We start from the raw sequence: 23,022 nt of genomic DNA on the forward strand, positions 1-23,022 counted from the left end.
TTTGTCGATCATTTCTTATGCATGCCATGTTAGCATAAAAATGTGGCAGCATCGCATAGCCAACGCAAAATGTTAATTATTAATCATTTAATAACAGATAGGTGTTTTTCCACTCATTCTCTTGACGCGTGGTTAATGTCAGATGAATATAACGATTTTCGACTTGTTCTAAGGCAATACAATCATCCACTTCAAGCACACGGTCCGTATGTGGTTTTTGCCAGTTGTGATCAAAGTACTGTTTACCGCGTTGTTTAGCTTGTGTGGCATCATGAGCGACAACCAATAAATAACGATGCAATTCGCCAAATTCGCGGGCGTCATAGCCCCCTAAATTAATCAAAAACAACTTGGGAGCATCCACTTCTGGAGCAGTCGAACTAAAACTGACTTGATAAAACTGCCCTTCGGATTCAACACTATTAATTTTCATCCAAGCATCAATATGTAAGCCCTTTTGCTCAGCAAACCATGCCTGTCTTAATTGTGGATATGTATCTTCTAAGCAATCACCACATACCGCCACGACATCATGTACTTCGGTATTGGCACGTGCATGGCGACCACCGAGCATCACCAAAAATAAATGGGACATTAATTTACCTACTTAGCATCTATTAACTTTTTATATTCAATAATTTCTAAACCTTCCTGTACATACATTGCCCCTCCACTAATTCCTCTAAAAACAGTAGCAGCATTAACAGTATAGGCATCACAATATTTTAAGATATCAATAGCCCATTTACATGGAACAGAAATTTTAATCAGAGAGTTAATCTTTTTCTCAGCTATCAATTCATTTAAGTTTTGAATTTGTTCATATTTACTTAAACTCTCATTAAAAGTTAATCTAACCCCTCTCATTATTTTTTGACGGACTAAAGTAAAGCACCCTTGCTGGGAAGAAATATTCTGATTTATACTTTTAGGAACTTCAATGATTTCAAATACTTTGTCATTATATTTATTTAGTAAGTTCTTCTTCTCTGTATCAAAAACCCATATCGACATGAACCCATCTAACTTTCTCATTTTTACAACTTGAGATGCCGCAAAATAGCAAGCAATTAAAGGATTTTTAGTCCAATCTAAAAATTCTGTATAAACTCCATAATGCTGAGCATAAGCAATTAATTCATATAATTTAGCATCAGGCCATTTTGTACTATCTTTAACAACTCTATCATCGAAATCTTCTAACCATTCAGAACGAAATTCAAATGAATCAAAAGGCACAATTGATGAGTTTAGATCACATCCATACACAAAATTTTTCAAGTGAACCCAATGCATAAAACAGATACCATCATACGTATCTGAGAGGATTTCCTTTCTTGATATATTTCTATATAAACTTGGAGTCAACTCCCAACTTGAATCTGCTTGCCCTCTATAAATATATTGATCATTTGCACTGCCCAAATATTCTTTAACATTCTTTTTATCTGGTCGAATTAATTCAATAAACTCTTCTGCTGTATCAACTATTAATTCTTTAAACCCCAAACCTTCTTGTATCTCCATCAGTATTCTTCCATTCTCCATTTTTCTCAAACTATATATAAAAATAAAGCTCCTAAATCAGGAGCTTTATTAGATGATTGAGCTTACATCTCGACCATTTCCACACCATCAATACGCGCAACTGTCATCAAATCTTTATCACCACGACCAGAAACGGTCGCAATAATGATTTGATCTTTGTCCATGGTTGGCGCCAATTTCGTGACATACGCCATCGCATGTGAGCTTTCCAGCGCAGGAATAATCCCTTCAATTTTGGTCAAATCACGGAAGCCTTGCAACGCCTCTTGGTCATTGATTGGCACATAATTGACACGGTGCATATCTTTCAAGAAGCTATGCTCAGGACCCACACCTGGATAATCCAGACCCGCAGAAATTGAATGCGTTTCAATAATCTGACCTTGTTCATCCGACATCAAGTAGGTACGGTTACCATGTAGCACACCGACATGACCTGCATTTAAAGGTGCAGAGTGCTTGCCAGTTTCAATGCCATAACCCGCGGCTTCTACACCATACATTTTCACTTCAGCATCGTTCAAGAATGGGTAGAACAAGCCCATTGCATTGGAACCACCACCGACACACGCAACCAAGGCATCTGGTAAGCGTCCCGCTTGCTCTTGAATTTGACGGCGTGCTTCACGACCAATAATCGATTGGAAGTCGCGGACCAATTGTGGATATGGATGTGGACCTGCCACTGTACCAATCACGTAGTAAGTTGAATCGACGTTCGTCACCCAGTCACGCATCGCTTCGTTCATAGCATCTTTCAGGGTTTTTGAGCCGCTTTCTACAGGGACAACAGTTGCACCCAATAAACGCATACGATACACGTTCATGGCTTGACGTTTCACGTCTTCTGCACCCATAAACACCACGCACTCAAGACCTAAACGTGCCGCGATGGTTGCTGTTGCAACACCATGCTGACCCGCACCCGTTTCGGCAATAATACGTTTTTTACCTGAAAGCTTAGCCAGCAACGCCTGACCAATGGTGTTATTTACTTTATGTGAACCTGTATGATTCAGATCTTCACGTTTTAAATAAATTTGCGCACCACCCAACTCTTTCGACCATCGCTCAGCATAATATAAAGGACTAGGACGACCTACATAGTAGGCGAGATCACGGTCGAATTCTGCCAGAAATTGCTCATCGTTTTTCATACGGAAATAGAGCTTTTCTAAATCCTCTAATGCAGCCATTAGAGTTTCTGACACAAAACGTCCGCCATGGATACCGAAATGCCCTTTTGCATCAGGGAATTGGGTATAGTCAATCACATTATTTTGCTGATCCACGTTGGACTCCTTGCATAAATCGTTGTATGAGTTGTTGGTCTTTAATACCTTTTGCGGACTCTACACCGCCACTAACATCTACAGCAAAAGGCTGTGCTGTTTGTATTGCTTCTTCAATATTGTCAGGTTTTAAACCACCCGCCAAAATTAAAGGAATATCGAGTTGTGGAAACTGTGTCCAGTCAAAACTGTGACCCGTCCCACCTTTCAGTTCAGGATGCCAAGCATCCAATAATACTGCGCTTGCACCTGCGTCTTGATATTTTTTGATGCAGGCGATTACATCCAAATCAGGTTTGACCTGAATCGCTTTATACCAGCGACGTGCCGTATGCTGAGCAATGGCCTGACATTGTTCAGGCGTTTCATCACCATGAAATTGCAGCATATCCAAAGGCACCAGCTTTAACACCTCTGCTATCTCATCCGCTGTCGCATTTACAAATAAACCGACCACCTGTACATAAGCAGGAATGTTTTTTACCAAAATTTGTGCTTGCTCAATGCTGACATGGCGTGGACTTGGAGGATAAAAAACCAAGCCAATTGCATCCGCCCCTGACTGTACTACAGACTGGACATCTTCAACACGGGTAATTCCACAAATTTTGGCACGGGTTCGCATACAATTTCAGCTCTTACTTGACCAAATTCATAGCCTGTCTATGAATATCGGGGCGAATCATTGTAATGCAATTCTTTTCTCTTGAGTAAAGTTCATCCCGAATATTCTTTACATAGATTGTTTAATTCGCGTACAAACCTTATACTGCGCCCAAATGCAATAAGTCATAGCGATATGCTTTAGGGAAGTTGGTGCGAATCCAACACTGCCCCCGCAACGGTAAAACGAAACGTATACCTTTATAAGTTTGCACTTACATCACTGCACTCGTGTGGGAAGATGGGTATACCAATATTGTTCGCAATATTTATATTTGAGTCCGGAGACCTGCTTATTGTGCCGTTTAACTCAATCATTCACGGGGGGTGAATGTATGGAGCAAACATGTCAAATTTATTTCAGCCTACTGCTTTAGTGGGCGCAATCGCGATTGCGATGGGTTTCTCTACGTCTGTATCTGCACAAGATAGTTCCAATGTTGTTAATGCATCTTTAGACACTTTGGTGGTGACAGCAACACGTTCTGAAGAAAAAATTAAAGATATTCCTGCACGTATATCCATTATTGAACCGCAAATTATTGAACAATCTCCGATTGCCGCTTTACCCGATCTATTAATGACTGATGCAGCCATTAATATGGTACAAAGCGGTGGTTATGGTCAAACTGCATCAATTTTTCTACGTGGTACTAACTCAAATCAAACATTGATTCTACGTGATGGTGTAAGACTAAATTCTGCCACTACAGGCACGGCTTCACTACCATTTATCGACACTACCGATATTCAACAAATTGAAGTCCTCAAAGGTCCAGCATCTGTGCTTTATGGCACTGATGCAATTGGTGGCGTAGTCCAACTTGTCTCAAAAACGCCAGAAAAGAATAGCGCATTCGTGACAGGTGAGATTGGTGAAAATTCAACTTATAAAACACTTGTTGGTGCTGATCTCGCTGAAAATGGTTTCTACGCACAAATCCGTGGTCAACATTTGGAAACCGATGGTACGCCTGTAAAAGACAGTAAAAATGCACCTGATGCAGCTTTTGATCAAACTGGTTATTCGGCAAAATTTGGTGTAGAAAAAGAAAAATATGCGCTCTCACTCGACTACAGTGAGAACGAAGGGAATTCCCAATACGACAATTATGGTGCAGTTGCTAATCAAGATTTCAAAAATGAAATTGTAAACATCAAAGGGCGTGTCAATCTTGCTCCTAGTGTTGAAGTGAATGCCCGCGTATCACAATTTAAAGATGATATTGATCAAAATGATCTAAATTATCTCGGGACATATGACTTCGTCCATAGCACTACACAAGAAGCTGAACTCTATGGTAAATGGCAGTTCACACCTTCACAAAATATTTTATTAGGTACTACTTATCAAAATATTGATGGCGATGTGATTTCTTGGGGTAGTCCATATGCTGCAGATGTAGATTCGCAAGGTTATTATCTACAACATCAATACAATGCTAATGGTTTAAATACTCAAGCTGGCATTCGTGTAGAAGATAATGAGAAATATGGCACGCACACCATTGGACAAATTGCTGCTCGTTATCAGCTATTTCCTTTAACCAGCATTTACACCAATATTGGCACAGCTTTCCGCTCACCAACATTGAACGAACTATATAGTGCTTACGGAAATCCTGATTTAAAACCCGAGGAAAGCACATCTTATGAAATTGGTTTAGATCAGAACCTCAACCATGGTTTTAGCACAGGTATTTCTTTGTATCGTACCGAAGTTGAAAACTTAATTGATGCAACTAGCGTTACAGGGTATATCTTCCAAAATATTGACCAAGCGACATTTGAAGGCAGCGAAATTTATCTAAAATGGCAAGGTGAGAATCTGTATGTGAATGTAGGTTATAACTATGTCCGTGCCAAAAATGATAAAACTGATGAAGATTTAAGTCGTCGCCCACGTCAAAATGCGACCCTGACCACAGGATGGCAAGACAGTAAATTTGGCTTCTCAACCACCTTGATGGCGAGTAGTTCATACGATAATAGTGCCTATGATGATATTACTGTTCCTGGACACTTAAGAGTTGATATGAATGGCTATTATAATCTTAGTAACGCTATCAAAGTATTTGCCAATATCCAGAATGTAGGCGATAGCAACTATCGTACAGCTTATGGCAGTGGTAGTTACTATATCAATGGCGGTCGCCTTGCTTCAGCTGGGGTAACTTTCCGTTATTAATTCTCAGCTTTAAAAAAATATATAAAACAGCGCAGTTTATGGATAATGTTTTGACCGGCATTATCCTTTTTTTCATTTCAACCTAAGGAAAAGTTATGGGCCACCGTTTAAGTAAAATTTATACCCGTACAGGCGATTCAGGCACGACTGGTCTTGGCGATGGTTCACGTGTCGCTAAAGATGATTTACGCATTATCGCATTAGGCGATGTTGATGAACTGAATGCATGCATTGGTATTCTACGTGCGCAGATTAGTCAAAGTGATATTGCTGAACAATCCACATGGGATAAAAGCTTAAGTCTGATTCAACACTGGTTATTCGACTTAGGCGGTGAAGTGTGTATTCCCAACTATCACTTGGTACAACCCATTTCTGTTGAATACCTCGAACAAGAAATTGATCGCATGAATGAAGCTTTACCCATGCTCAAAGACTTTATTTTGCCTTCAGGCACATTAGCCTGCAGTTTTGCCCATCAAGCACGTGCTGTTTGCCGTCGCGCTGAACGCAGCTTAATGTCTGTTCATCACCGTGACCAAAATATTCAGCCAAGCTCGTTGCAATTATTAAACCGACTTTCTGACTGGCTATTTGTGGCTTCACGTACATTGCAACATGCTGAAGGCGGAAGCGAAGTGCTTTGGCAAAAGAATATCAACGATACTATTTAAGACGCGTATAGATGATCGAGGCTGAATTTTAGTGATTGAGCCTCGATGAAACCAAGCACCCAAAACTTTGCACGCATTTTTATTACTCTGCTTTTCTTTTTTTTAAAACTATTTTCAGATGAAATGATTAAAATCATCCTTGAATCTTAAGATCAAAGATTGTGAAAAGATCCACAACTCCATCATCAAAACTGAAAAATAAAGGCAGATAAACATGCAGATTATCGGACATCGTGGCGCACGTGGTGAAGCTCCTGAAAATACTTTAGGAGGCTTCCAATATCTTCATGACTTAGGCATTCGTGCCATCGAATTTGATGTCCGCCAACTCGACGATGATACCTTGGTGGTCATGCATGACGATAACTTTTTGCGTACAACATCGATTGACCTTGAACTGTATAGCTGTACAGTTGATGATTTAGCTCACTATAACCAAGCGGCAATCTGGATGGATTGGCAACCTCAAGTCACGCCCACCTTAGAACAAAGTCTTAACCTTCTCCGTGAGTTTTCGCATCTTGAAGTTGAAGTTAAAGCGGTAAAGGATCTGGCAGCGGCAGAAAGACTGATTCAAAGTTTACAGCACGCTTTAACAGGATTTGAACACAATGCGGTCATCACCAGTTTCGATTTGAAAATTCACCAAGCCTTACAGCAATCCAATTCCCAATTTAAACGTGGACTTTTAATTGAGGACGATATTCAAGAACACGCCATTGAACAAGCTTTATCATTGGGCTGTAGCCGTATCGGATGGATGAATCAATTGGCAACGGATGCCATGATACAAGCCACGCAAGCAGCAGGATTAAAAGTCAGTGTCTGGACCGTAAATGATTTCGAACGTGCCAAACATTTACAAGCCTGTGGGATTGACGGTTTGATTACCGATTTCCCGACCATGATGCTGCAACAGCTTGATCTGGGCTAAAAATACACTCTTGCATAGAATACAGTTTGTATAAACTTGAGACGAGTATGGCGGTTGACCTAAAGTACAATAGAAATATACCGAGCAACCAATAAAAATAGCCGATTGATTACGATAAATTCAATCTTGGCATAGTCTTATTCTGTTACTGTTTAGTACAATACATCTGTATAATAATGCTAGAGTACAAATGTTGCTCATGCTAATATGCCAGAATCTTAATCCTTACAATTTGTATTGATTTAAGTTCTCAATTTTAACCTGTCCAAGGTTTCTAGGAGTGCTGTTGGAGATGAATCCTCCCCTACCTCAAGCCCCAATTAACTGGGTTGCAGTTTTTGCCCTAGTTTTTTTACCTATTGTTGCGGTTATCGCTCTTCCCCTGTATGCCATGAATCATGATTTTAGCGCTAGCGCTTGGGTCAGCATGATTGTGTTATTGGGTGTAAGTAGTTTAGGTATTACTGCGGGTTATCATCGTTTATGGGCGCACCGTGCCTATGAAGCGACTTTACCTTTAAAAATCATTTTAATGATTATGGGTACTTTTGCTGTTCAGAACAGTATTTTATTCTGGTCTTCTGGTCACCGCACCCATCACCGCCATGTGGATGATGTAGAAAAAGACCCATATTCAATTAATAAAGGCTTTTGGTTTGCCCACATCGGGTGGATGTTACGTGATTATCCAGCAGCAGAACCAAATTATAAAAATGCACCAGACTTGTTAAATGACAAACTGGTCATGTTCCAGCACAAGTACTATATACCATTGGTGATTTTGGTGCATACCGGTATTTTGTTACCGATTGGCTGGGCTGTCGGTGATATGTGGGGCGTGGTGTTATTGGGTGGATTGGTTCGTTTAATCCTTAGCCATCACGTGACTTTCTTTATTAACTCGCTGTGCCATATGTGGGGTAAACGTCCTTATACTGACGAAAATACCGCGCGTGACAACTTCTTGCTTGCAATTGCGACTTGGGGCGAGGGTTATCACAACTATCACCATATTTTCCAATACGACTACCGTAACGGCGTGAAATGGTGGCAATATGACCCAACCAAATGGTTAATTTGGTCATGTTCAAAACTCGGTTTAGCGAAGAACTTACGTCGTATTCCAAGCTTTAATATTAAGAAAGCTGAACTTGCGATGAAGTTCAAATATGCTGAGCAAGATTTGGCTGTATATGGTCTAAATGTCAATGAAGATATTGCCCATGCAAAACAGCGTATTGCGCAAGAATATGAAGCATTTACCCATACATTGAATGACTGGGCAAAATTGAAAGAACAGGAAATTCAAGCTAAAAAAGCATCAGTGGCTGAAAAAATTCATCAGATGGACCATAAATTAAAAGCGGACTTCCACTTGGTGGAACAACGTTTAGGTCAGCATCGTGAAACTTTAAAAACCTTGATGCGCAACATCAAAAAGAATGCAGTTTCTGAATAACCCTCAGCACTGTATGTCATGAATAAAGCTTCCAAATGGAAGCTTTATTCATTTTTAGCTGATGGTTTTGTTATAGTGGGCTGAGTCCAATCGCCAGATCCCATCTTATGTTGTTCAATTCACGCTACCCCACCCTCAGTCCGAAACTTTACCATCAGCAAATGCCACTTCCTCTTGTTGGCGCGAAAGCTGGGCATTTCAATCAAGCATTGGCTGAAGAACTGCAATGGAGTGCTGAAGAACAAGCCGCTTGGGTGGAAATCTGTAGTGGACAACGAACTTTTTCTGAATTTCCGCCACTTGCCATGGTCTATGCTGGGCATCAATTTGGACAATGGGCAGGACAACTTGGCGATGGTCGTGGCTTACTGATTGCACAAATCTTAGATAAAAAGCAACAAACCATTGATTTACACTTAAAAGGTGCAGGTCAAACCCCGTATTCACGCATGGGAGATGGACGTGCAGTTCTACGCTCAGTCATTCGAGAGTATTTGGCAGGACATGCCTTAAATGCACTCGGCATCCCTTCCAGTAATGCTGTTGGATTCACCTCATCAACCCAAGGTGTCCAACGTGAAAAATTAGAACTCGGTGCGATGCTACTCAGGACATCCGACTGCCATATCCGTTTGGGGCATTTTGAGTGGATTAATCAGTACCAATCTGACCTGTTGGCTGACTTTACCCAAAAATGTATTGAATGGCACTATCCTGAATGTCTACATGCTGAACAGCCGATCTTGGCTTTTGCAACACAAGTCGTGCAACGGACTGCAATCATGATTGCCAAATGGCAGTTGGTCGGTTTTGCACATGGCGTTATGAACACTGATAACTTGAATATCACAGGTTCTACTCTGGATTTCGGTCCATACGGCTTTATGGAGCGTTTCCGCCCGAATTGGATCAACAACCATTCCGATTATCAGGGTCGCTATACCTATCAGCAGCAACCGAGTGTCGGGCATTGGAACTTATGGATCTGGCTCAACAATTTAATGCCTTTGATCCCTGAAGGTTATGAAAAAGAGCAATGGAAAGAAGATTTGACCGCCTGCTTAAGCCATTATGAACCGACCTTTCTCGAACATTACCGTTTAGGGCTTTGTCAAAAAATGGGCTTGCCTGATTTTCATCAAGAGAGCTTTGATTGTGGCATGCTCTTCTTAAGAATTTTGCAATCTGAACAACTGGACTACACCCAAAGCTTTATTCGTCTGCAAAATAAAGAATTTCAACTGCTCTTGGATGACTGTCTTGATCGGCGTCAGTTCGAGCAGTTCTTGCAGCAATATCAATCGATTCGAGAACATCAAGATCAAGCTGCATTAGATCAAGCCATGCAGCATGCCAACCCGCACTATATTTTGCGTAATCATATGGCACAGCGGGCAATTGAGTTGGCAGAGTGCAATGATTTTTCAGAGGTAGACCGCTTGTTCAGCTTGCTCAGCCAGCCATTTACAAAACAGCCTGATGTTGAGCGCGCTGAAGATTTAGGCCCATTACCAAACGATGTGCCCGAAGTGATGGTCAGTTGTTCTTCTTAAATTGTCGATTTCCTCAACGCGTTTATCCACATTTTCTGTGGATAACATTGTGGTTATCCACAGGAAAACTTGTTTTATCTAGAAGTGTTAATCTTCTGGATACTCAAAACGGTAGCCCACACCATACACGGCTTGAATCCATTCATGGCGATTTCCAGTCTCTGCGGCATCCGAAATCTTACGGCGTAAGTTTTTGATATGACTATCAATAACACGGTCAGCGACATCAAAACTGTCTGGGTTAATATGATCCAGTAGTTGCACGCGCGAATAGACCTGACCAACATGCTCCAAGAACAACTCCAGCAAGCGAAACTCGGTTGGGGTTAAGTTGAGGGTCTTTTGTTGATACAAGATGCGTTGTTGTGCTTTATCTATACGGAACAAGCTATTTTCTTCAGGCTCGGCTTTACGGTCTAAACGACGTAACACGGCCTGCACACGAGCCACCAATTCTTTCGGGCTAAACGGTTTACAGACATAATCATCTGCACCCATGTTCAACCCCAATACACGATCAATTTCTTCGGTACGTGCAGTCACCATAATAATCGGCAAATCCGACTGTTCCCGCACTTTACGGCAGATGGTCAGACCATCCATACGCGGTACCATCAAGTCCAAAATCATTAGACTCGGTTTACGCTGCATAAAGCTGTCATAAGCTTCTTGCCCATCATGGAATAGACTGACTTCAAAGCCTGCTGCTTCTAGATAATCACGGACCAATTGAGCCAGTTCAACTTCATCTTCAACCAGCATAATATGCTTCATGAATAGTTCCTTTATGCTTTCATTTGTTTGGGAAAAGTGAGTTTGCAACGCAACCCACCCAAAGGCGAATGTTCAAAACTCAAACGTCCACCGAGTGCCTGCGCAATCTTACAGGAAAGAGCCAGTCCCAGTCCTGTACCACCTGTGCTTCGGGTACGCGAATCATCGACACGATAAAAACGTTCACCCAAATGCCGTAATTGTTCGTCGCTTAAACCGTAAGGACTGTCATCCACATACAAACTCCACTCTGTAGCCGTTTGTTCAGTATGAATCTGGATTTCTCCGCCTTGCTCGGTATAGCGAATACTGTTGCTGAGTAAGTTGACCACAATTTGTTTGAATCGGTCTGTATCTAATTGTAAGACAGGCGCATCGCCCTGCACGCTAACTTTCAGATTAGCCTGTTCAAACTTTGGCTTGAAGTTTTCAATTTCTTGCACCACCACGTCCCAAGGATTGATGGCATTAAAATAACACTTCAACTGTTGTGCATCTGCCTGCGCCAGATCCGCCAAATCCTGAGTTAATTTTTTCAGGCTGCTGACTTGACGCATCATGGCATCCAAATGCTCTGGGGTAGCTTTACGAATCCCATCCTGCATGGCTTCAATCTGCGCTTGCAGAACAGCCAATGGGGTTTTTAATTCGTGTGAGGTATCTGCGACCCACTGACGACGCGAAGTTTCGTGTTGATCCAGAATTTCTGCCAGTCGATTTAACTCATTGGATAAATCACCCAACTCATCATTACGGTTAATTTTCACCTGATGTTGGTAATTGCCTTGGGTCAGTTCACGCGTACCATTCAACAAGCGCTGAATTGGTTTCTTGAAATAGGTCGCCAACAATAATGCAGCAATCAAACTCGCCAAAATGGTCAAGCCATACACCAAGAACAAATAACGCTTTTGATTACTAAAGAAGTTGATACTTAAGGCATCATCCTGATCTAGCACAGGTTTTAAGCCCAAATAACCCACCACTTTGTCATCAACGATAATCGGGCGATACGAAATCTGATCTGAAGCAGGCTCTCCCACCACAAATTGGCGTTTGGCATCATATAAAGATAAACGTGAACTGAGTCCGAGTCGGTCAGGCATTGAGATAAATTGTTTCTTCTGATTCGTCTCTTTTAATTTATTTTGCCCCTCTTTACGATCGGGCGGACGGAAGGCATTTTCATTGGATTTCAATGGAAATTTCAGCCCCTCAAAAGGCTGATATTCCGAAGGCAGGTTCAACTCTAACCAGCGTAATTCCTCTTGATCTAATAAGGGCTTACCCTGATCTGCACGTGCCAAAGTGGGCGGCAAATTGACAAAGGTATGTTCTTCAAAATAACGCTGCTGCAAGGCAATATCATACTGTCGGCGTAACCACCAATGCGACAAACGGTCATAATCATCAGGGTCTGCCTGCCCTTCAATCTGTAGAATTTGTGCCTGAATGGCATTGCCCCAGTCATGATAAACCGAGTACACGCTTGCCAAATTACTGATCAGATGATCCAGCTTTTGCATTTCAACATCAGCCACATAGCGGGTGAAGTTTTTTTGCATGGTCCAATGCAATACCCCCAGACTTAGCGTAATAATCACCAAGGTGGTAAGCAATACAGTCAAGAAGAGGCGTAGTGCAATCGGGACACGTCGGATATTCAACAGCGGTGCTCAATTGTTATTTTGTTAAGGCTATTGTAACCAACCTATTTTCAAAAAACCCTCCATTGTTTCTTCATCTTTATTATTTAATCTTTAAGCACAAATGAAAAATAGCGTGCTGGGGTAACTTGTAATGAACTTGACGAAAAAAATTGTATTAGCCACTTGCGGTGTTTTAAGTGTCGGTGCTTTAACCGCTTGCCAATCAACACCTGAGCCACAAGATCAACCACATCGTATGATGGATGGTCGCCATGGTGAGCGCCTCTCTCCTGAACAGCGTGCTGAACGTGAACAAATGCGCGCTGAACACAAAGAAATGTTCAAACAGATGAAACAAGCCTGTGACGGCAAAACTGCGGGACAAACTGTTCAAGTAAAAGCAGGCACGCAAACGATTGATGGTCAATGTAATATCGTGTTCCAACCCGATCAGAAACGCGGTCATGGCATGCATATGGGTCAACCGCCAATGCAAGGTGATGAAGGCATGATGCGCCCACAACGCGGCGAAAAACTGACAGATGCTCAGCGTCAACAAATGGTGCAACAGTTCGATCAACGTTTAAAAGAAAAGCAAGCCTTCCAACAAGCGGTTGAAACTGCATGTAAAGGTCAAGCCGATGGTAAAGTTGTTCAGATTAAAGCTGGTGAACAAACACTTTCAGGCAAATGTTCAGTACGTTTCTTCCCAAATCAACCACAGCCGAATGCTGCACCAACAGCAAATATGGCTCCGCCTCCAGCAGCATAAGCAGATTTACAACAAAAAAGACGCCGCAAGCGTCTTTTTTTATGCCTAAATGAGGGACATAACTTTTTACGTTTTTTGACTATTTGTATCATCTAAAAAAACATAAAAACGTTTACACTCAATGTACTTAGAAAATTCAAGCCACCTTTTTTTGACTTTACAGTCACTAAGAAATGGGGGGCAAGAGCTTGTACCTTATAACAAGATGTTGCACGATTAACTTGTACTTAAAAACGTGTCATTGAAGGCACGTCACCATGTTTATTAGGATTATAACGCTGGTTGAAACCAGTATTGAGGAAAACCGACATGCCACAATACAAAGCGCCCTTACGTGATATGCAGTTCGTTTTGCATGAATTACTAAATGCTGAACAACATTATGCAAAACTGCCTGCTTTCCAAGAAACCGTAAGCCGTGAATTGGTTGACCAATATTTAGAAGCTGCTGCAGATTTCTGTGAAAATGAGTTGTCTCCAATCAACCAAAGCGGCGACCAAGAAGGTTGTACTTGGAATGATGGTGTGGTGACAACACCGACTGGCTTTAAAGAAGCGTATCAAAAATATATCGAACTCGGCTTCCCTTCTCTTTCTGCTGAAGAGCAATATGGCGGTCAAGGTTTACCAGTTTCTTTAGGTAACGTGATTTCTGAAATGGTTGGTACTGCGAACTGGGCTTGGGGTATGTACCCTGGTCTATCTCATGGTGCAGTGCGTACTTTAGAACACCACGGTTCACCAGAACAAAAAGATGCTTACTTGCCAAACCTTGTATCAGGTGTTTGGACAGGTACCATGTGCTTAACAGAATCTCATGCAGGTTCTGACCTTGGTATTATCCGTACCAAAGCTGAACCAAATGCGGATGGTAGCTATGCAATTACTGGCGAGAAAATCTTTATCTCTGCTGGTGAGCACGACATGGCAGAGAACATTATTCACATCGTTCTTGCACGCCTGCCAGGTGCACCAAAAGGCACTAAAGGTATTTCATTATTCATCGTACCAAAATTTAACTTAAATGCTGATGGTACTGTGGGTGAGCGTAATGCGGTGCGTTGTGGTTCAATTGAACACAAAATGGGTATTCATGGTAACGCGACCTGTGTGATCAACTTTGACAATGCAAAAGGTTACTTAATTGGACCTGAAAACCGTGGTCTAAACTGTATGTTTACCTTCATGAACACGGCACGTATCGGTACAGCAGTTCAAGGTCTTGCTGCATCGGAAGGTTCTTTCCAAGGTGCGCTTGCATACGCGAAAGACCGTTTGGCGATGCGTTCACTTTCTGGTCCTAAAGCACCTGAAAAAGAAGCAGATCCAATTATTGTGCACCCAGCTGTACGTAACATGCTGTTAACGCAAAAATCTTTTGCTGAAGCTGGTCGTGCATTGGTTTACTTGTTATCTTTCCATGCAGATATTGTAGAACAAGGTGCAACTGAAGAAGAGCGTAAAAACTCTGACAACATTTTGTCGTTGCTTACCCCGATTGCAAAAGCCTTCTTGACTGAAACAGGTTCTGAATCTGCAAAACACGGCGTACAAGTGTTTGGTGGTCACGGCTTTATTTCTGAACATGGTATGGAACAAATTGTTCGTGATACCCGTATCTCGTGCTTATATGAAGGTACAACAGAAATTCAAGCGTTGGACTTATTAGGTCGTAAAGTGTTGGGTACTCAAGGTGCAATGTTGAAAGACTTCACCAAGATGATTCACAAATTCTGCGAAGCCAACAAAGACGATGCGGCAATGAAAGAGTTTGTTGAGCCATTGGCTGCACTCAACAAAGAATGGGGCGACCTCACCATGCAAATTGGTATGCGCGCAATGCAAAACCCAGATGAAGTTGGTGCTGCTGCGGTAGATTACCTGTACTTCTCTGGTTATGTCACGCTGGCTTACCTATGGGCTCAAATGGCATTGGTTGCACAGCAAACGCTTGCTGCGGGCACTACCGATGTAGACTTCTACAATGCCAAAGTGACCACTGCTCGCTTCTACTTCAAGAAAATCTTGCCGCGTGTTCGTTCACACGTTGAAGTAATTTCTGGTGGTGTAGAGCCATTAATGTCATTAGATGCGGAACACTTCGCGTTCTAATCACACTTTAATGTTGCTTGCAATGTTAATTTAAGAAAAAAGGACTGGTCGGTTTTGACGGTCCTTTTTTTATGTAATCAATGCTAAATTTAATTCTATCAATAATACGTGTGATCGCGTGTTATTCCACACTCGGCACATGATGTATACAACAAAGGTGAACTAACTATGCCAATTTATAATGCACCGCTTGCAGATATGAAATTCATCTTAAATGATGTTTTTAACGCAGAACAATTCTGGCAGTCTAACGAAAATCTAGCACATTTAGATGCAGCGACTGCAGAAGCTATTTTGGAAGAGATGGCGAAATTTGCGCAAAATGTAACGCTTCCGCTGAACCGTACAGGTGATGAAGAAGGTGCAACTTATAACAATGGCGCAGTGACGACACCTGCTGGTTTCAAAGAAGCTTTCCAACAATATGCTCAAGGTGGCTGGATTGGTTTAGGTGCAGAAGAAGAATGGGGCGGCCAAGGCATGCCTAAAATGCTGACTGTACTTTCTGACGAAATGCTGTTCGCAACCAACCCGTCTTTCATGCTTTACCCATTACTTTCAGTGGGTGCAGGTATGGCATTAAACAGCTATGCATCTCAAGAGCAAAAAGAAACGTATTTACCTAAAATCTACTCTGGTGAATGGTCAGGCACCATGTGCTTAACTGAACCACACTCAGGAACAGATTTAGGGATTATCAAAACCAAAGCTGAACCTAACCAAGATGGTACTTACAACATTACGGGTACGAAAATCTTCATTACAGGCGGTGACCACGACTTAGCTGAAAACATCATTCACTTGGTCTTAGCGAAAACTCCAGATGCGCCTGCAGGTTCACGTGGTATTTCTTTATTCATCGTACCGAAATTCCTTGTAAACGAAGATGGTTCAGTGGGCGAGCGTAATGCCGCAGGTCCTGGTTCAATCGAACACAAAATGGGGATCAAAGCTTCTGCAACTTGCGTCATGAACTTTGACGGTGCAAAAGGCTACCTCGTGGGCAAAGAAAACGAAGGTCTTGCAGCTATGTTCGTCATGATGAACTACGAACGTTTGTCTATGGGTATTCAAGGTCTCGGTGCGTCTGAATTTGCTTATCAAAATGCGGCACAATATGCGACGGATCGTTTACAAGGTCGTAGCGCGTCTGGTGTGAAATCTCCAAACAAGCCAGCAGACAGCATTTTAGTGCATGGTGATGTACGTCGTATGTTGTTAAACGTACGTGCGAACAATGAAGCATCGCGTGCATTTGCAGTGTATGTGGGTCAACAGTTAGACATCACCAAATTCTCGACTGATGCTGAAGCAGTGAAAAAAGCCAACAATCGCGTTGCACTTTTGACACCAATTGCAAAAGCTTACTTAACTGATACTGCATTCCAAGCAACGCTTGATGCACAAATGTGCTTCGGTGGTCATGGTTATATTCGTGAATGGGGCATGGAGCAATGTGTACGTGACCTACGTATTGCACAGATTTACGAAGGCACCAACGGTGTTCAGTCTCAAGACTTGATCGGTCGTAAAACCATTAAGTGTAACGGTGCCTACGTAGCTGAATACATCGAAGAAATTCGTGATTTCGCCAACGGTTTAGATGCTGACTTAAACTTCATTAAAGATGCAACATTAGATGCTGCTACAGAAGTTGCAGACCTGACTCAATTCGTTCTTGCGCAAGCGGCTGAAAATGTTGAATTCCCGAATGCAGCAGCGGTGGATTACTTACACGCAGTTGGTTTGTTAAGCTTCGCTTACATGTTTGCGCGCATTGCCAATGCTGCAAAAGACAAAGATGGTGAATTCTTCCAAAACAAATTGGCGCTTGCTCAATACTTCGCACAACGCATTCTTCCAGAATTAGACATGCGTATTGCTAAAGTCAAAGCAGGTTCTGACTTGATTATGAACTTCAGCGAAGACTACTTCACTAGCCAAGCATAAGCCTTAAAAATAAAAAAACGCCTGCATTGTCAGGCGTTTTTTTTTCATAACGTTCATGTGCATGAAATTTGCTTATGCTTGAATACCATATTATTTAAAGCATAGGAGGTCAAAATGTCAGAACATAAACCTAAAGTTGCCAAACTTGAAACCCTCCTCGACCGTCTAGGCAATCTAGCGGTAGAAAGCTTCCATTACATTGCCCTGTTCATTATTGGCTGTATGGTGGCATGGTCTGCGGTACATACCGTGATTGAAATCCTCACAGTCAAACAATACGCTACCATTGACGATATTCTGTTGTTATTTATCTATTTGGAATTGGGTGCCATGGTGGGCATTTATTTTAAAACCAACCACATGCCCGTGCGCTTCTTGATTTATGTGGCAATCACCGCCCTTACCCGTCTGCTCATTTCGGATATTCAACACGACCATAAAGCCGATATGGATCTGATGATTATTACGGGTTCAATTCTGATTCTTGCGCTAGCCATTTTAATTGTGCGCTATGCATCATGGACGTTTCCTTCCGTCATCCGCGATAAACATCATGATAAACCCTTACCGCTAGGTAAAACCCCACGCCCAGAAGATGATGAACTGGCTTAAGTATGCTTCCTTCTTTGATGCACCTAGCGATCTCTCATCCAAGCATCGGAGAAGGGAATCTTATCTTGGGACTAACACATAGCGACCATTTTCAAAAATCCAGTACATGTTTTGCGGTGGTTCAGGCAGTCCTAAACGTTGCCAATCATTGATAATCCGATAATTCGAACTTTCTATGCGGGAATTTGCATCCCCAAAAACATAGCTGGTACTTTGATGGTTATATTGGGTATATGTGGGTGCCTGCATATTGATGCTGACATTGGCTTGTGGTCGGTCCCAATGGGGAGGACGATGATCATGCGGTGGATATGGTCGGTTTGGATAAGGCGGTTGTGGTGGATAAGGTCGATAATTCGGGCGTTTGGTACTACTATCTTGATAGTTTGACCATTGATTGGCATCCGCCGAAGCATAGCTTGAACTCAACATGAGGATCGCGATAGCGCATGCAACATAGTATTTGGCCGTCATCTGCTTCTCCCAACTGTCTTTATGTATATTTTAACCGTTTTTTGGATTCAAGCATGGATAAAACCAGCAGGCTACGCAAAGATTTGTAGCCACCAGACATCCAGCTATTCTCAATTTTGCTTGTCACGCTTTATGCTAATATAAGCTTTTTCATGGATTAGGCTGAACATTGTGGCGGAATTAAGTTTTGAACGACTGCATCAATTTTTCTCTAAAGTTCCAAGTGTACAAGCAAAATTTATCGATTCTTATGGAACGGATGGTCAACATGCGTGGTGGTTTAAATTCCAGATTAATATCGACCACCCACTAGCGTGGCAAACGGTACAAGAACTGGGACATGTCTTAAATTATATTTCGACCAATGAACGTTTACCGACGCAATTTCTCCCCGTTTCGCCTCCTCCATATATGAATGGTGAAGCAAAACAGTTTCTCTCTTGGGTCATTCAATGTAATCACGCAGACTTTCCACCCGATGTGGTCTGTGATTGGCTTGAAGCGCGCCTCCCGAGCCCTGTGGAAGACGCTGAAAAATGGAAAATCAAAACTGATCTGCACGAACTGGATAACATGAGCGATAAAGATTTGGATCAAATCATTCCGCCAAATCCTCAGGTATAAACTATATTTTCCCCTCCTATTTCCTATCTCCAAAAGGAATTTCCTCCCTTTCGCAAAGGGAGGTCAGGAGGGACTAACAATTAAAACGTCGACAAGCCACTCCATTCCATAAAGCGATATAAGGCATATTTCAATTTAGACTCATCTGCATATTGCGCATAGTCGACACTCATCTGCTTGCCCTCTAAATTCGACCATGCAGTATTAAAATACTGATCTGCATCTTGGAACACCTGCGCTTGAGTCGAACCGACCACGCGTAAATCTGTTTCCAAATTATAATTTTTGATATTGCGCGCAGTGAAATTGGCTGAGCCTAAAATCAGCTCGCTCGCATTTCCACTGCGTTTAATGATCATCTTACTGTGGCATTGCTCACCTTGCGTATTACACCAGCGTACAGGGATACCTGCCTGATGTAGTTCAGAAGCGACCTGACGGTTAGGAATCCCATTCTTCTGGCGTCCAAACGCATCCTTATTCGGATCAAGTAAAACCCGCAGTTTTACACCACGCTCTTGTGCTGCAATGAGGGCTTGAATCGTCTGTCGTTCAGACAAATAGAACATGGCCAAATCAATCTGATCCTGTTTTTTCGCAGATTCTATTAACTTTAAGGTGGCATCCAGAATCGCTTGCTCGGTCAAAACTTGTACCTGCGGCTCGGTTTTTGCTGCTTCGTATTCCCCCAAAATCACTGTTGGGAGTTCAGTACCCGACATTTTCGCAACTGTTTGCTCTGTCTTTAAGACGTCCACGGCAGTATTGCCTGTGACCACCAAAGCCACATTGGAATGACGCGAACTGCCATCATGCGGATTCATGGACGTCACTAACGTCTTCCAGCCTTCAGCGGTATCCACCACCAAGGTTTTACGATGATTGGCTTTAAAATTAAATAAATTAAAATAACTGCGTAAGGTAATTGGGTCTTTGCCAAATGGGTTTGGTAGCCAGCCTTTTTCTGGGTTATTGCCTGCATCTTGACAGCACAAATACCAGAAACCCGACCAAGTCGGATTTGAAGCACGTAGTGGACGTAAATCCGTTTCAATCACATCGATTCCAGCCTGACGCAATTGACGATAGTGTTCAGGTGCCAATCCGCCATACACTGAATTGATCGGATCAGTAATGAATTTGATGTCCATCTCTGGATATTGACGGCGTTTAGAAATCAGCGCATCGGTTAACTGCTGTGTTAAAGCCTGTTGCTGAACTTTAGACTCCCCCACTTCTTTGTTAAACAGAAACATATCCAGCACAATGGTGGTTTTCGCCTCATCAATCATTTTCAGCATTTCATTGAAAATCACATGCTGTTGCTGCTGTTTGCCCTCAGGCGTTAAATAGGTCAGATCAGCGAGGAATTTGACTTGGGCATGGCGTAGTTTACCCGTGTAATTCAAACCTTCGGGTAAGGGTTTTACAGTGTGATAAATGCCTGAAGCCAAATAGCCTAGAGCCAATAAACCCACAAACACCGCCACATAGCGTCGCGGTGACCAATTTAATTTATGTTGAACTTTTCGGAGAATACGCATAACAAAAAACCTAACCCAATCGTCTCAGGCTAGGTTTTCTGCGCATGATTTTCAAGTGGCTTTCTGTGACAAGGTCTTGATTCAATTCCAAAAGCCTAGCAAAATTTAGAAACCAAACTCTAAGCCCACCGTGAAGTTACGTCCCATTTGCGGAATATTGGCCAAGAATGATGCATGCTGATACACCTGTTCATCTAGCAAGTTATTGGCTTTGAAATACACGCGATAATTGGTGTCTGCAATGGCTGGCGCTGCATAGGCAATCCCAAGATTAACCATATTATAGCCTGCGGTTTCTTGCTCATACGCCGTGATCTTGTCTTGCTTAAACACATGATAATATTCGGCTAAACCCGACCAGCCATCGGCAAAATCAACATCCACTTTACTGCCCAAACGTCCTGCAGGTACACGTGGCGCATTTTCATTGTCAATTTTTCCGCGAACATAATCCCCAAATACACTGAGCTTATACAGGTCATTCAGTTGATAAGACGCTTGTGCTTCAGTGCCGTAAAACTTGGCTTTGTCTTGGGTATAATCCACTAAACGGAAGTTTTCATACTGGTCTGTGGTTTGTGCATAAATATAAGAGTCGAACCAGTTATGATAAACATGCACATGATAATCAAAACGATCGGTTTCGTAGTGCAAGCCCAACTCAAGGTTATTGGATTTTTCGACGTCTAGATTTTCATTGCCGCGTTCATAGGTATTGGTCGCCAAATGTTTGCCGTCGGCATATAGCTCTTGCGCCAAAGGTAAGCGTTCTTGATGCGATGCCACCAATGACAATTTATAGTCAGGTGCAAATGCCCAATTTGCTGCGCCTGAATATGAAATGGCATGATCATCATAATCTTTTTGCGGTGAATCAATATCAATGTTTTGCTGGTCAAAACGAGCTGCCAGCTCAAAATGCACATCTTTCCACTGTGTATGTTCTAAAGCAAACAGACTCCATTTATCGGTAGTACTCGGACCTGAAAAGAGCGCCTCTTCACCTATGATATCCAGCTTTTGACGCGCAACCTGAGTACCAATCACCCCTTCCCACGCGCCCAGTGGGTTATGCAGTAATTCTAAACGGGCATCGTAACCCTGACTTTTAAATGTGGTCGCCGCTACGCCTTCTTCAATCTCATCATGCTTGTAGTCCGTATAACTGGCATGCGCACGCAGTTTCTCAAACCCTTGGAAAGGCTGATTGAGTTCAGTACGGAAATCATAACGTTCAGATTTTAAATCGACCCATGGTCCGCCATGCTCATCTTCTTCCTCGTCATGGTCATGTCCATCATGTGAACCGCAGTGCAACTCGTCATCATGTGGATGGCAGCTTTCATATTCATGGCTATGCCCCGGCAAGCCATACTGGTCTTGACGGTTACTATAAGAAACTCCCGTAAAGCCTCGATCATGAATCCACGATAATCCAACATTCACGGTTTGCCCATCGGCAAAGGTATTGTCAACACGGCGTTCTTTTTCAAGTTCGCCCTCATGTTCATGTACATAATCTGGGGCAATATAACTATTGGCTTTACGCTTTAAACCTTCCACACGTAACGCCACCTGATCACCCAATGCCACGGTTGCTCCTGCACTCGCAAGCTTTTCGTCATTACCCGAGTTGTAGCGTAAACCGACTTGCCCCTCATAACCCTTTGCAGGCATTTGGGTAGGGATCTTGTTATCTGTGACATTGACCAAGCCACCGACCGTACCGGCACTGTAGAGCAAGGTCGACGGTCCACGAATCAGTTCCACTTGCTTGGCTAAAATCGGATCAACCGTGACCGCATGGTCTGGTGATAAAGTCGAGACATCGGCTGTTTCAGAAGCCTGTTCCAGCACTTTCACGCGCGCGCCTTCTTGCCCACGAATCACAGGACGGCTTGAACCTGATCCAAACTGACTTGAATGCACCCCTAACTCATCTGCCAGTGCATCACCAATGGTTGCACCACGTTCAGCCAATTGTTTGTGATCCACCACATGATCTGCTACCGCAAAATCGGCGGCACTTTGTACGAGGGGATGTGCCTGTAACTGAATGGTCGATAAGGTGTGTGCAGATTCATCATCTTGAGCAAAAACAGAAGGTGCAATCACGGCGAGAATTGCAACTGAAAGTAAATTCTTATGAAATAGCATGAGTCAGATAAGGTCTGGTGGAATTTATTAATTGCTATAATAT

At 42.6% G+C, this 23,022-nt stretch carries 19 protein-coding genes and 1 riboswitch; of the genes, 10 read left to right on the forward strand and 9 right to left on the reverse strand.

The window, feature by feature from the left end:
• Nucleotides 1-79 precede the first annotated feature (79 nt).
• From ACWQ4X_RS13140 to ACWQ4X_RS13155, 4 genes are all read right to left on the reverse strand, one after another.
• Nucleotides 80-595: a DUF1543 domain-containing protein gene (locus tag ACWQ4X_RS13140; RefSeq protein WP_457903946.1), complete on the reverse strand. Its 516-nt coding sequence runs from the start codon at nt 593-595 to the stop codon at nt 80-82.
• Between the two features lie 8 nt (nt 596-603).
• Nucleotides 604-1,527 carry an FRG domain-containing protein gene (locus ACWQ4X_RS13145; protein WP_457903947.1) on the reverse strand — a complete coding sequence of 308 codons (924 nt, stop codon included), beginning with the start codon at nt 1,525-1,527 and terminating at the stop codon, nt 604-606.
• 83 nt (nt 1,528-1,610) lie between these two features.
• Entirely contained in the window at nt 1,611-2,840 is a 1,230-nt protein-coding gene (gene trpB, locus ACWQ4X_RS13150; protein ID WP_457903948.1) for a tryptophan synthase subunit beta, read from the reverse strand.
• Nucleotides 2,824-3,465: a phosphoribosylanthranilate isomerase gene (locus tag ACWQ4X_RS13155; protein ID WP_457903949.1), complete on the reverse strand. Its 642-nt coding sequence runs from the start codon at nt 3,463-3,465 to the stop codon at nt 2,824-2,826. Before ACWQ4X_RS13155 ends, trpB begins: the two co-directional genes overlap by 17 nt.
• A 144-nt stretch (nt 3,466-3,609) precedes the next feature.
• A riboswitch (cobalamin riboswitch) is annotated at nt 3,610-3,814 on the forward strand.
• A gap of 35 nt (nt 3,815-3,849) precedes the next feature.
• On the opposite strand from ACWQ4X_RS13155, the gene ACWQ4X_RS13160 reads away from it, so the two are divergent.
• The 5 genes from ACWQ4X_RS13160 to ACWQ4X_RS13180 all read left to right on the forward strand — a co-directional run bounded on the left by ACWQ4X_RS13160 (nt 3,850) and on the right by ACWQ4X_RS13180 (nt 10,311).
• Nucleotides 3,850-5,691: a TonB-dependent receptor plug domain-containing protein gene (locus ACWQ4X_RS13160; RefSeq protein WP_457903950.1), complete on the forward strand. Its 1,842-nt coding sequence runs from the start codon at nt 3,850-3,852 to the stop codon at nt 5,689-5,691.
• Nucleotides 5,692-5,786: 95 nt separating this feature from the next.
• Entirely contained in the window at nt 5,787-6,365 is a 579-nt protein-coding gene (locus ACWQ4X_RS13165) for a cob(I)yrinic acid a,c-diamide adenosyltransferase (RefSeq protein ID WP_457903951.1), read from the forward strand.
• A 214-nt stretch (nt 6,366-6,579) separates the two neighbouring features.
• Nucleotides 6,580-7,299 carry a glycerophosphodiester phosphodiesterase gene (locus tag ACWQ4X_RS13170; protein ID WP_457903952.1) on the forward strand — a complete coding sequence of 240 codons (720 nt, stop codon included), beginning with the start codon at nt 6,580-6,582 and terminating at the stop codon, nt 7,297-7,299.
• A gap of 292 nt (nt 7,300-7,591) precedes the next feature.
• Nucleotides 7,592-8,758: an acyl-CoA desaturase gene (locus ACWQ4X_RS13175; protein WP_457903953.1), complete on the forward strand. Its 1,167-nt coding sequence runs from the start codon at nt 7,592-7,594 to the stop codon at nt 8,756-8,758.
• 107 nt (nt 8,759-8,865) lie between these two features.
• Nucleotides 8,866-10,311, forward strand: a complete 1,446-nt coding sequence (locus ACWQ4X_RS13180) for a protein adenylyltransferase SelO (RefSeq protein WP_457903954.1) — start codon at nt 8,866-8,868, stop codon at nt 10,309-10,311.
• Between the two features lie 87 nt (nt 10,312-10,398).
• Here ACWQ4X_RS13180 and ACWQ4X_RS13185 read toward each other — a convergent pair whose 3' ends face one another.
• Both ACWQ4X_RS13185 and baeS read right to left on the reverse strand, forming a co-directional pair.
• Entirely contained in the window at nt 10,399-11,085 is a 687-nt protein-coding gene (locus ACWQ4X_RS13185) for a response regulator (RefSeq protein ID WP_457903955.1), read from the reverse strand.
• Nucleotides 11,086-11,096: 11 nt separating this feature from the next.
• Nucleotides 11,097-12,752, reverse strand: coding sequence for a sensor histidine kinase efflux regulator BaeS (baeS, locus tag ACWQ4X_RS13190; protein ID WP_457903956.1), 1,656 nt, complete (start codon nt 12,750-12,752; stop codon nt 11,097-11,099).
• Between the two features lie 133 nt (nt 12,753-12,885).
• Here baeS and ACWQ4X_RS13195 point away from each other — a divergent pair, with 133 nt between their 5' ends.
• From ACWQ4X_RS13195 to ACWQ4X_RS13210, 4 genes are all read left to right on the forward strand, one after another.
• Nucleotides 12,886-13,506: a hypothetical protein gene (locus ACWQ4X_RS13195; protein ID WP_457903957.1), complete on the forward strand. Its 621-nt coding sequence runs from the start codon at nt 12,886-12,888 to the stop codon at nt 13,504-13,506.
• Nucleotides 13,507-13,815: 309 nt separating this feature from the next.
• The gene (locus ACWQ4X_RS13200) at nt 13,816-15,618 is read left to right on the forward strand and encodes an acyl-CoA dehydrogenase C-terminal domain-containing protein (RefSeq protein ID WP_161933307.1); all 1,803 of its coding nucleotides are present in this window, start codon (nt 13,816-13,818) and stop codon (nt 15,616-15,618) included.
• 168 nt (nt 15,619-15,786) lie between these two features.
• Nucleotides 15,787-17,568: an acyl-CoA dehydrogenase C-terminal domain-containing protein gene (locus ACWQ4X_RS13205; protein ID WP_457903958.1), complete on the forward strand. Its 1,782-nt coding sequence runs from the start codon at nt 15,787-15,789 to the stop codon at nt 17,566-17,568.
• Nucleotides 17,569-17,682: 114 nt separating this feature from the next.
• Nucleotides 17,683-18,180 (forward strand): phosphate-starvation-inducible protein PsiE, encoded by a 498-nt coding sequence (locus ACWQ4X_RS13210; RefSeq protein WP_457903959.1) that lies wholly within the window; start codon nt 17,683-17,685, stop codon nt 18,178-18,180.
• Between the two features lie 60 nt (nt 18,181-18,240).
• Here the strand turns inward: ACWQ4X_RS13210 and ACWQ4X_RS13215 are convergent, their stop codons facing one another.
• Nucleotides 18,241-18,654 carry an RcnB family protein gene (locus ACWQ4X_RS13215; RefSeq protein ID WP_457903960.1) on the reverse strand — a complete coding sequence of 138 codons (414 nt, stop codon included), beginning with the start codon at nt 18,652-18,654 and terminating at the stop codon, nt 18,241-18,243.
• A 171-nt stretch (nt 18,655-18,825) separates the two neighbouring features.
• On the opposite strand from ACWQ4X_RS13215, the gene ACWQ4X_RS13220 reads away from it, so the two are divergent.
• Entirely contained in the window at nt 18,826-19,278 is a 453-nt protein-coding gene (locus tag ACWQ4X_RS13220; RefSeq protein ID WP_161933304.1) for a hypothetical protein, read from the forward strand.
• Between the two features lie 80 nt (nt 19,279-19,358).
• Here ACWQ4X_RS13220 and ACWQ4X_RS13225 read toward each other — a convergent pair whose 3' ends face one another.
• Both ACWQ4X_RS13225 and znuD read right to left on the reverse strand, forming a co-directional pair.
• On the reverse strand, nt 19,359-20,822 hold the full coding sequence (locus tag ACWQ4X_RS13225; protein WP_457903961.1) for a phospholipase D family protein: 1,464 nt from the start codon (nt 20,820-20,822) through the stop codon (nt 19,359-19,361).
• Between the two features lie 105 nt (nt 20,823-20,927).
• The gene (gene znuD, locus ACWQ4X_RS13230) at nt 20,928-22,979 is read right to left on the reverse strand and encodes a zinc piracy TonB-dependent receptor ZnuD (protein ID WP_457903962.1); all 2,052 of its coding nucleotides are present in this window, start codon (nt 22,977-22,979) and stop codon (nt 20,928-20,930) included.
• Between the last annotated feature and the right edge of the window lie 43 nt (nt 22,980-23,022).

The sequence above is a fragment of the Acinetobacter sp. NigerLNRRAM0016 genome (assembly GCF_054112845.1).

Excerpts from the sequence above, each read along its gene's own strand:
- ACWQ4X_RS13140 (WP_457903946.1), bottom strand. The coding sequence starts at position 595 with ATGTCCCATTTATTTTTGGTGATGCTCGGTGGTCGCCATGCACGTGCC.
- ACWQ4X_RS13145 (WP_457903947.1), bottom strand. The coding sequence starts at position 1,527 with ATGGAGATACAAGAAGGTTTGGGGTTTAAAGAATTAATAGTTGATACA.
- ACWQ4X_RS13155 (WP_457903949.1), bottom strand. The coding sequence starts at position 3,465 with ATGCGAACCCGTGCCAAAATTTGTGGAATTACCCGTGTTGAAGATGTC.
- ACWQ4X_RS13160 (WP_457903950.1), top strand. The coding sequence starts at position 3,850 with ATGTCAAATTTATTTCAGCCTACTGCTTTAGTGGGCGCAATCGCGATT.
- ACWQ4X_RS13165 (WP_457903951.1), top strand. The coding sequence starts at position 5,787 with ATGGGCCACCGTTTAAGTAAAATTTATACCCGTACAGGCGATTCAGGC.
- ACWQ4X_RS13170 (WP_457903952.1), top strand. The coding sequence starts at position 6,580 with ATGCAGATTATCGGACATCGTGGCGCACGTGGTGAAGCTCCTGAAAAT.
- ACWQ4X_RS13175 (WP_457903953.1), top strand. The coding sequence starts at position 7,592 with ATGAATCCTCCCCTACCTCAAGCCCCAATTAACTGGGTTGCAGTTTTT.
- ACWQ4X_RS13180 (WP_457903954.1), top strand. The coding sequence starts at position 8,866 with ATGTTGTTCAATTCACGCTACCCCACCCTCAGTCCGAAACTTTACCAT.
- ACWQ4X_RS13185 (WP_457903955.1), bottom strand. The coding sequence starts at position 11,085 with ATGAAGCATATTATGCTGGTTGAAGATGAAGTTGAACTGGCTCAATTG.
- ACWQ4X_RS13195 (WP_457903957.1), top strand. The coding sequence starts at position 12,886 with ATGAACTTGACGAAAAAAATTGTATTAGCCACTTGCGGTGTTTTAAGT.
- ACWQ4X_RS13200 (WP_161933307.1), top strand. The coding sequence starts at position 13,816 with ATGCCACAATACAAAGCGCCCTTACGTGATATGCAGTTCGTTTTGCAT.
- ACWQ4X_RS13205 (WP_457903958.1), top strand. The coding sequence starts at position 15,787 with ATGCCAATTTATAATGCACCGCTTGCAGATATGAAATTCATCTTAAAT.
- ACWQ4X_RS13210 (WP_457903959.1), top strand. The coding sequence starts at position 17,683 with ATGTCAGAACATAAACCTAAAGTTGCCAAACTTGAAACCCTCCTCGAC.
- ACWQ4X_RS13215 (WP_457903960.1), bottom strand. The coding sequence starts at position 18,654 with ATGACGGCCAAATACTATGTTGCATGCGCTATCGCGATCCTCATGTTG.
- ACWQ4X_RS13225 (WP_457903961.1), bottom strand. The coding sequence starts at position 20,822 with ATGCGTATTCTCCGAAAAGTTCAACATAAATTAAATTGGTCACCGCGA.
- znuD (WP_457903962.1), bottom strand. The coding sequence starts at position 22,979 with ATGCTATTTCATAAGAATTTACTTTCAGTTGCAATTCTCGCCGTGATT.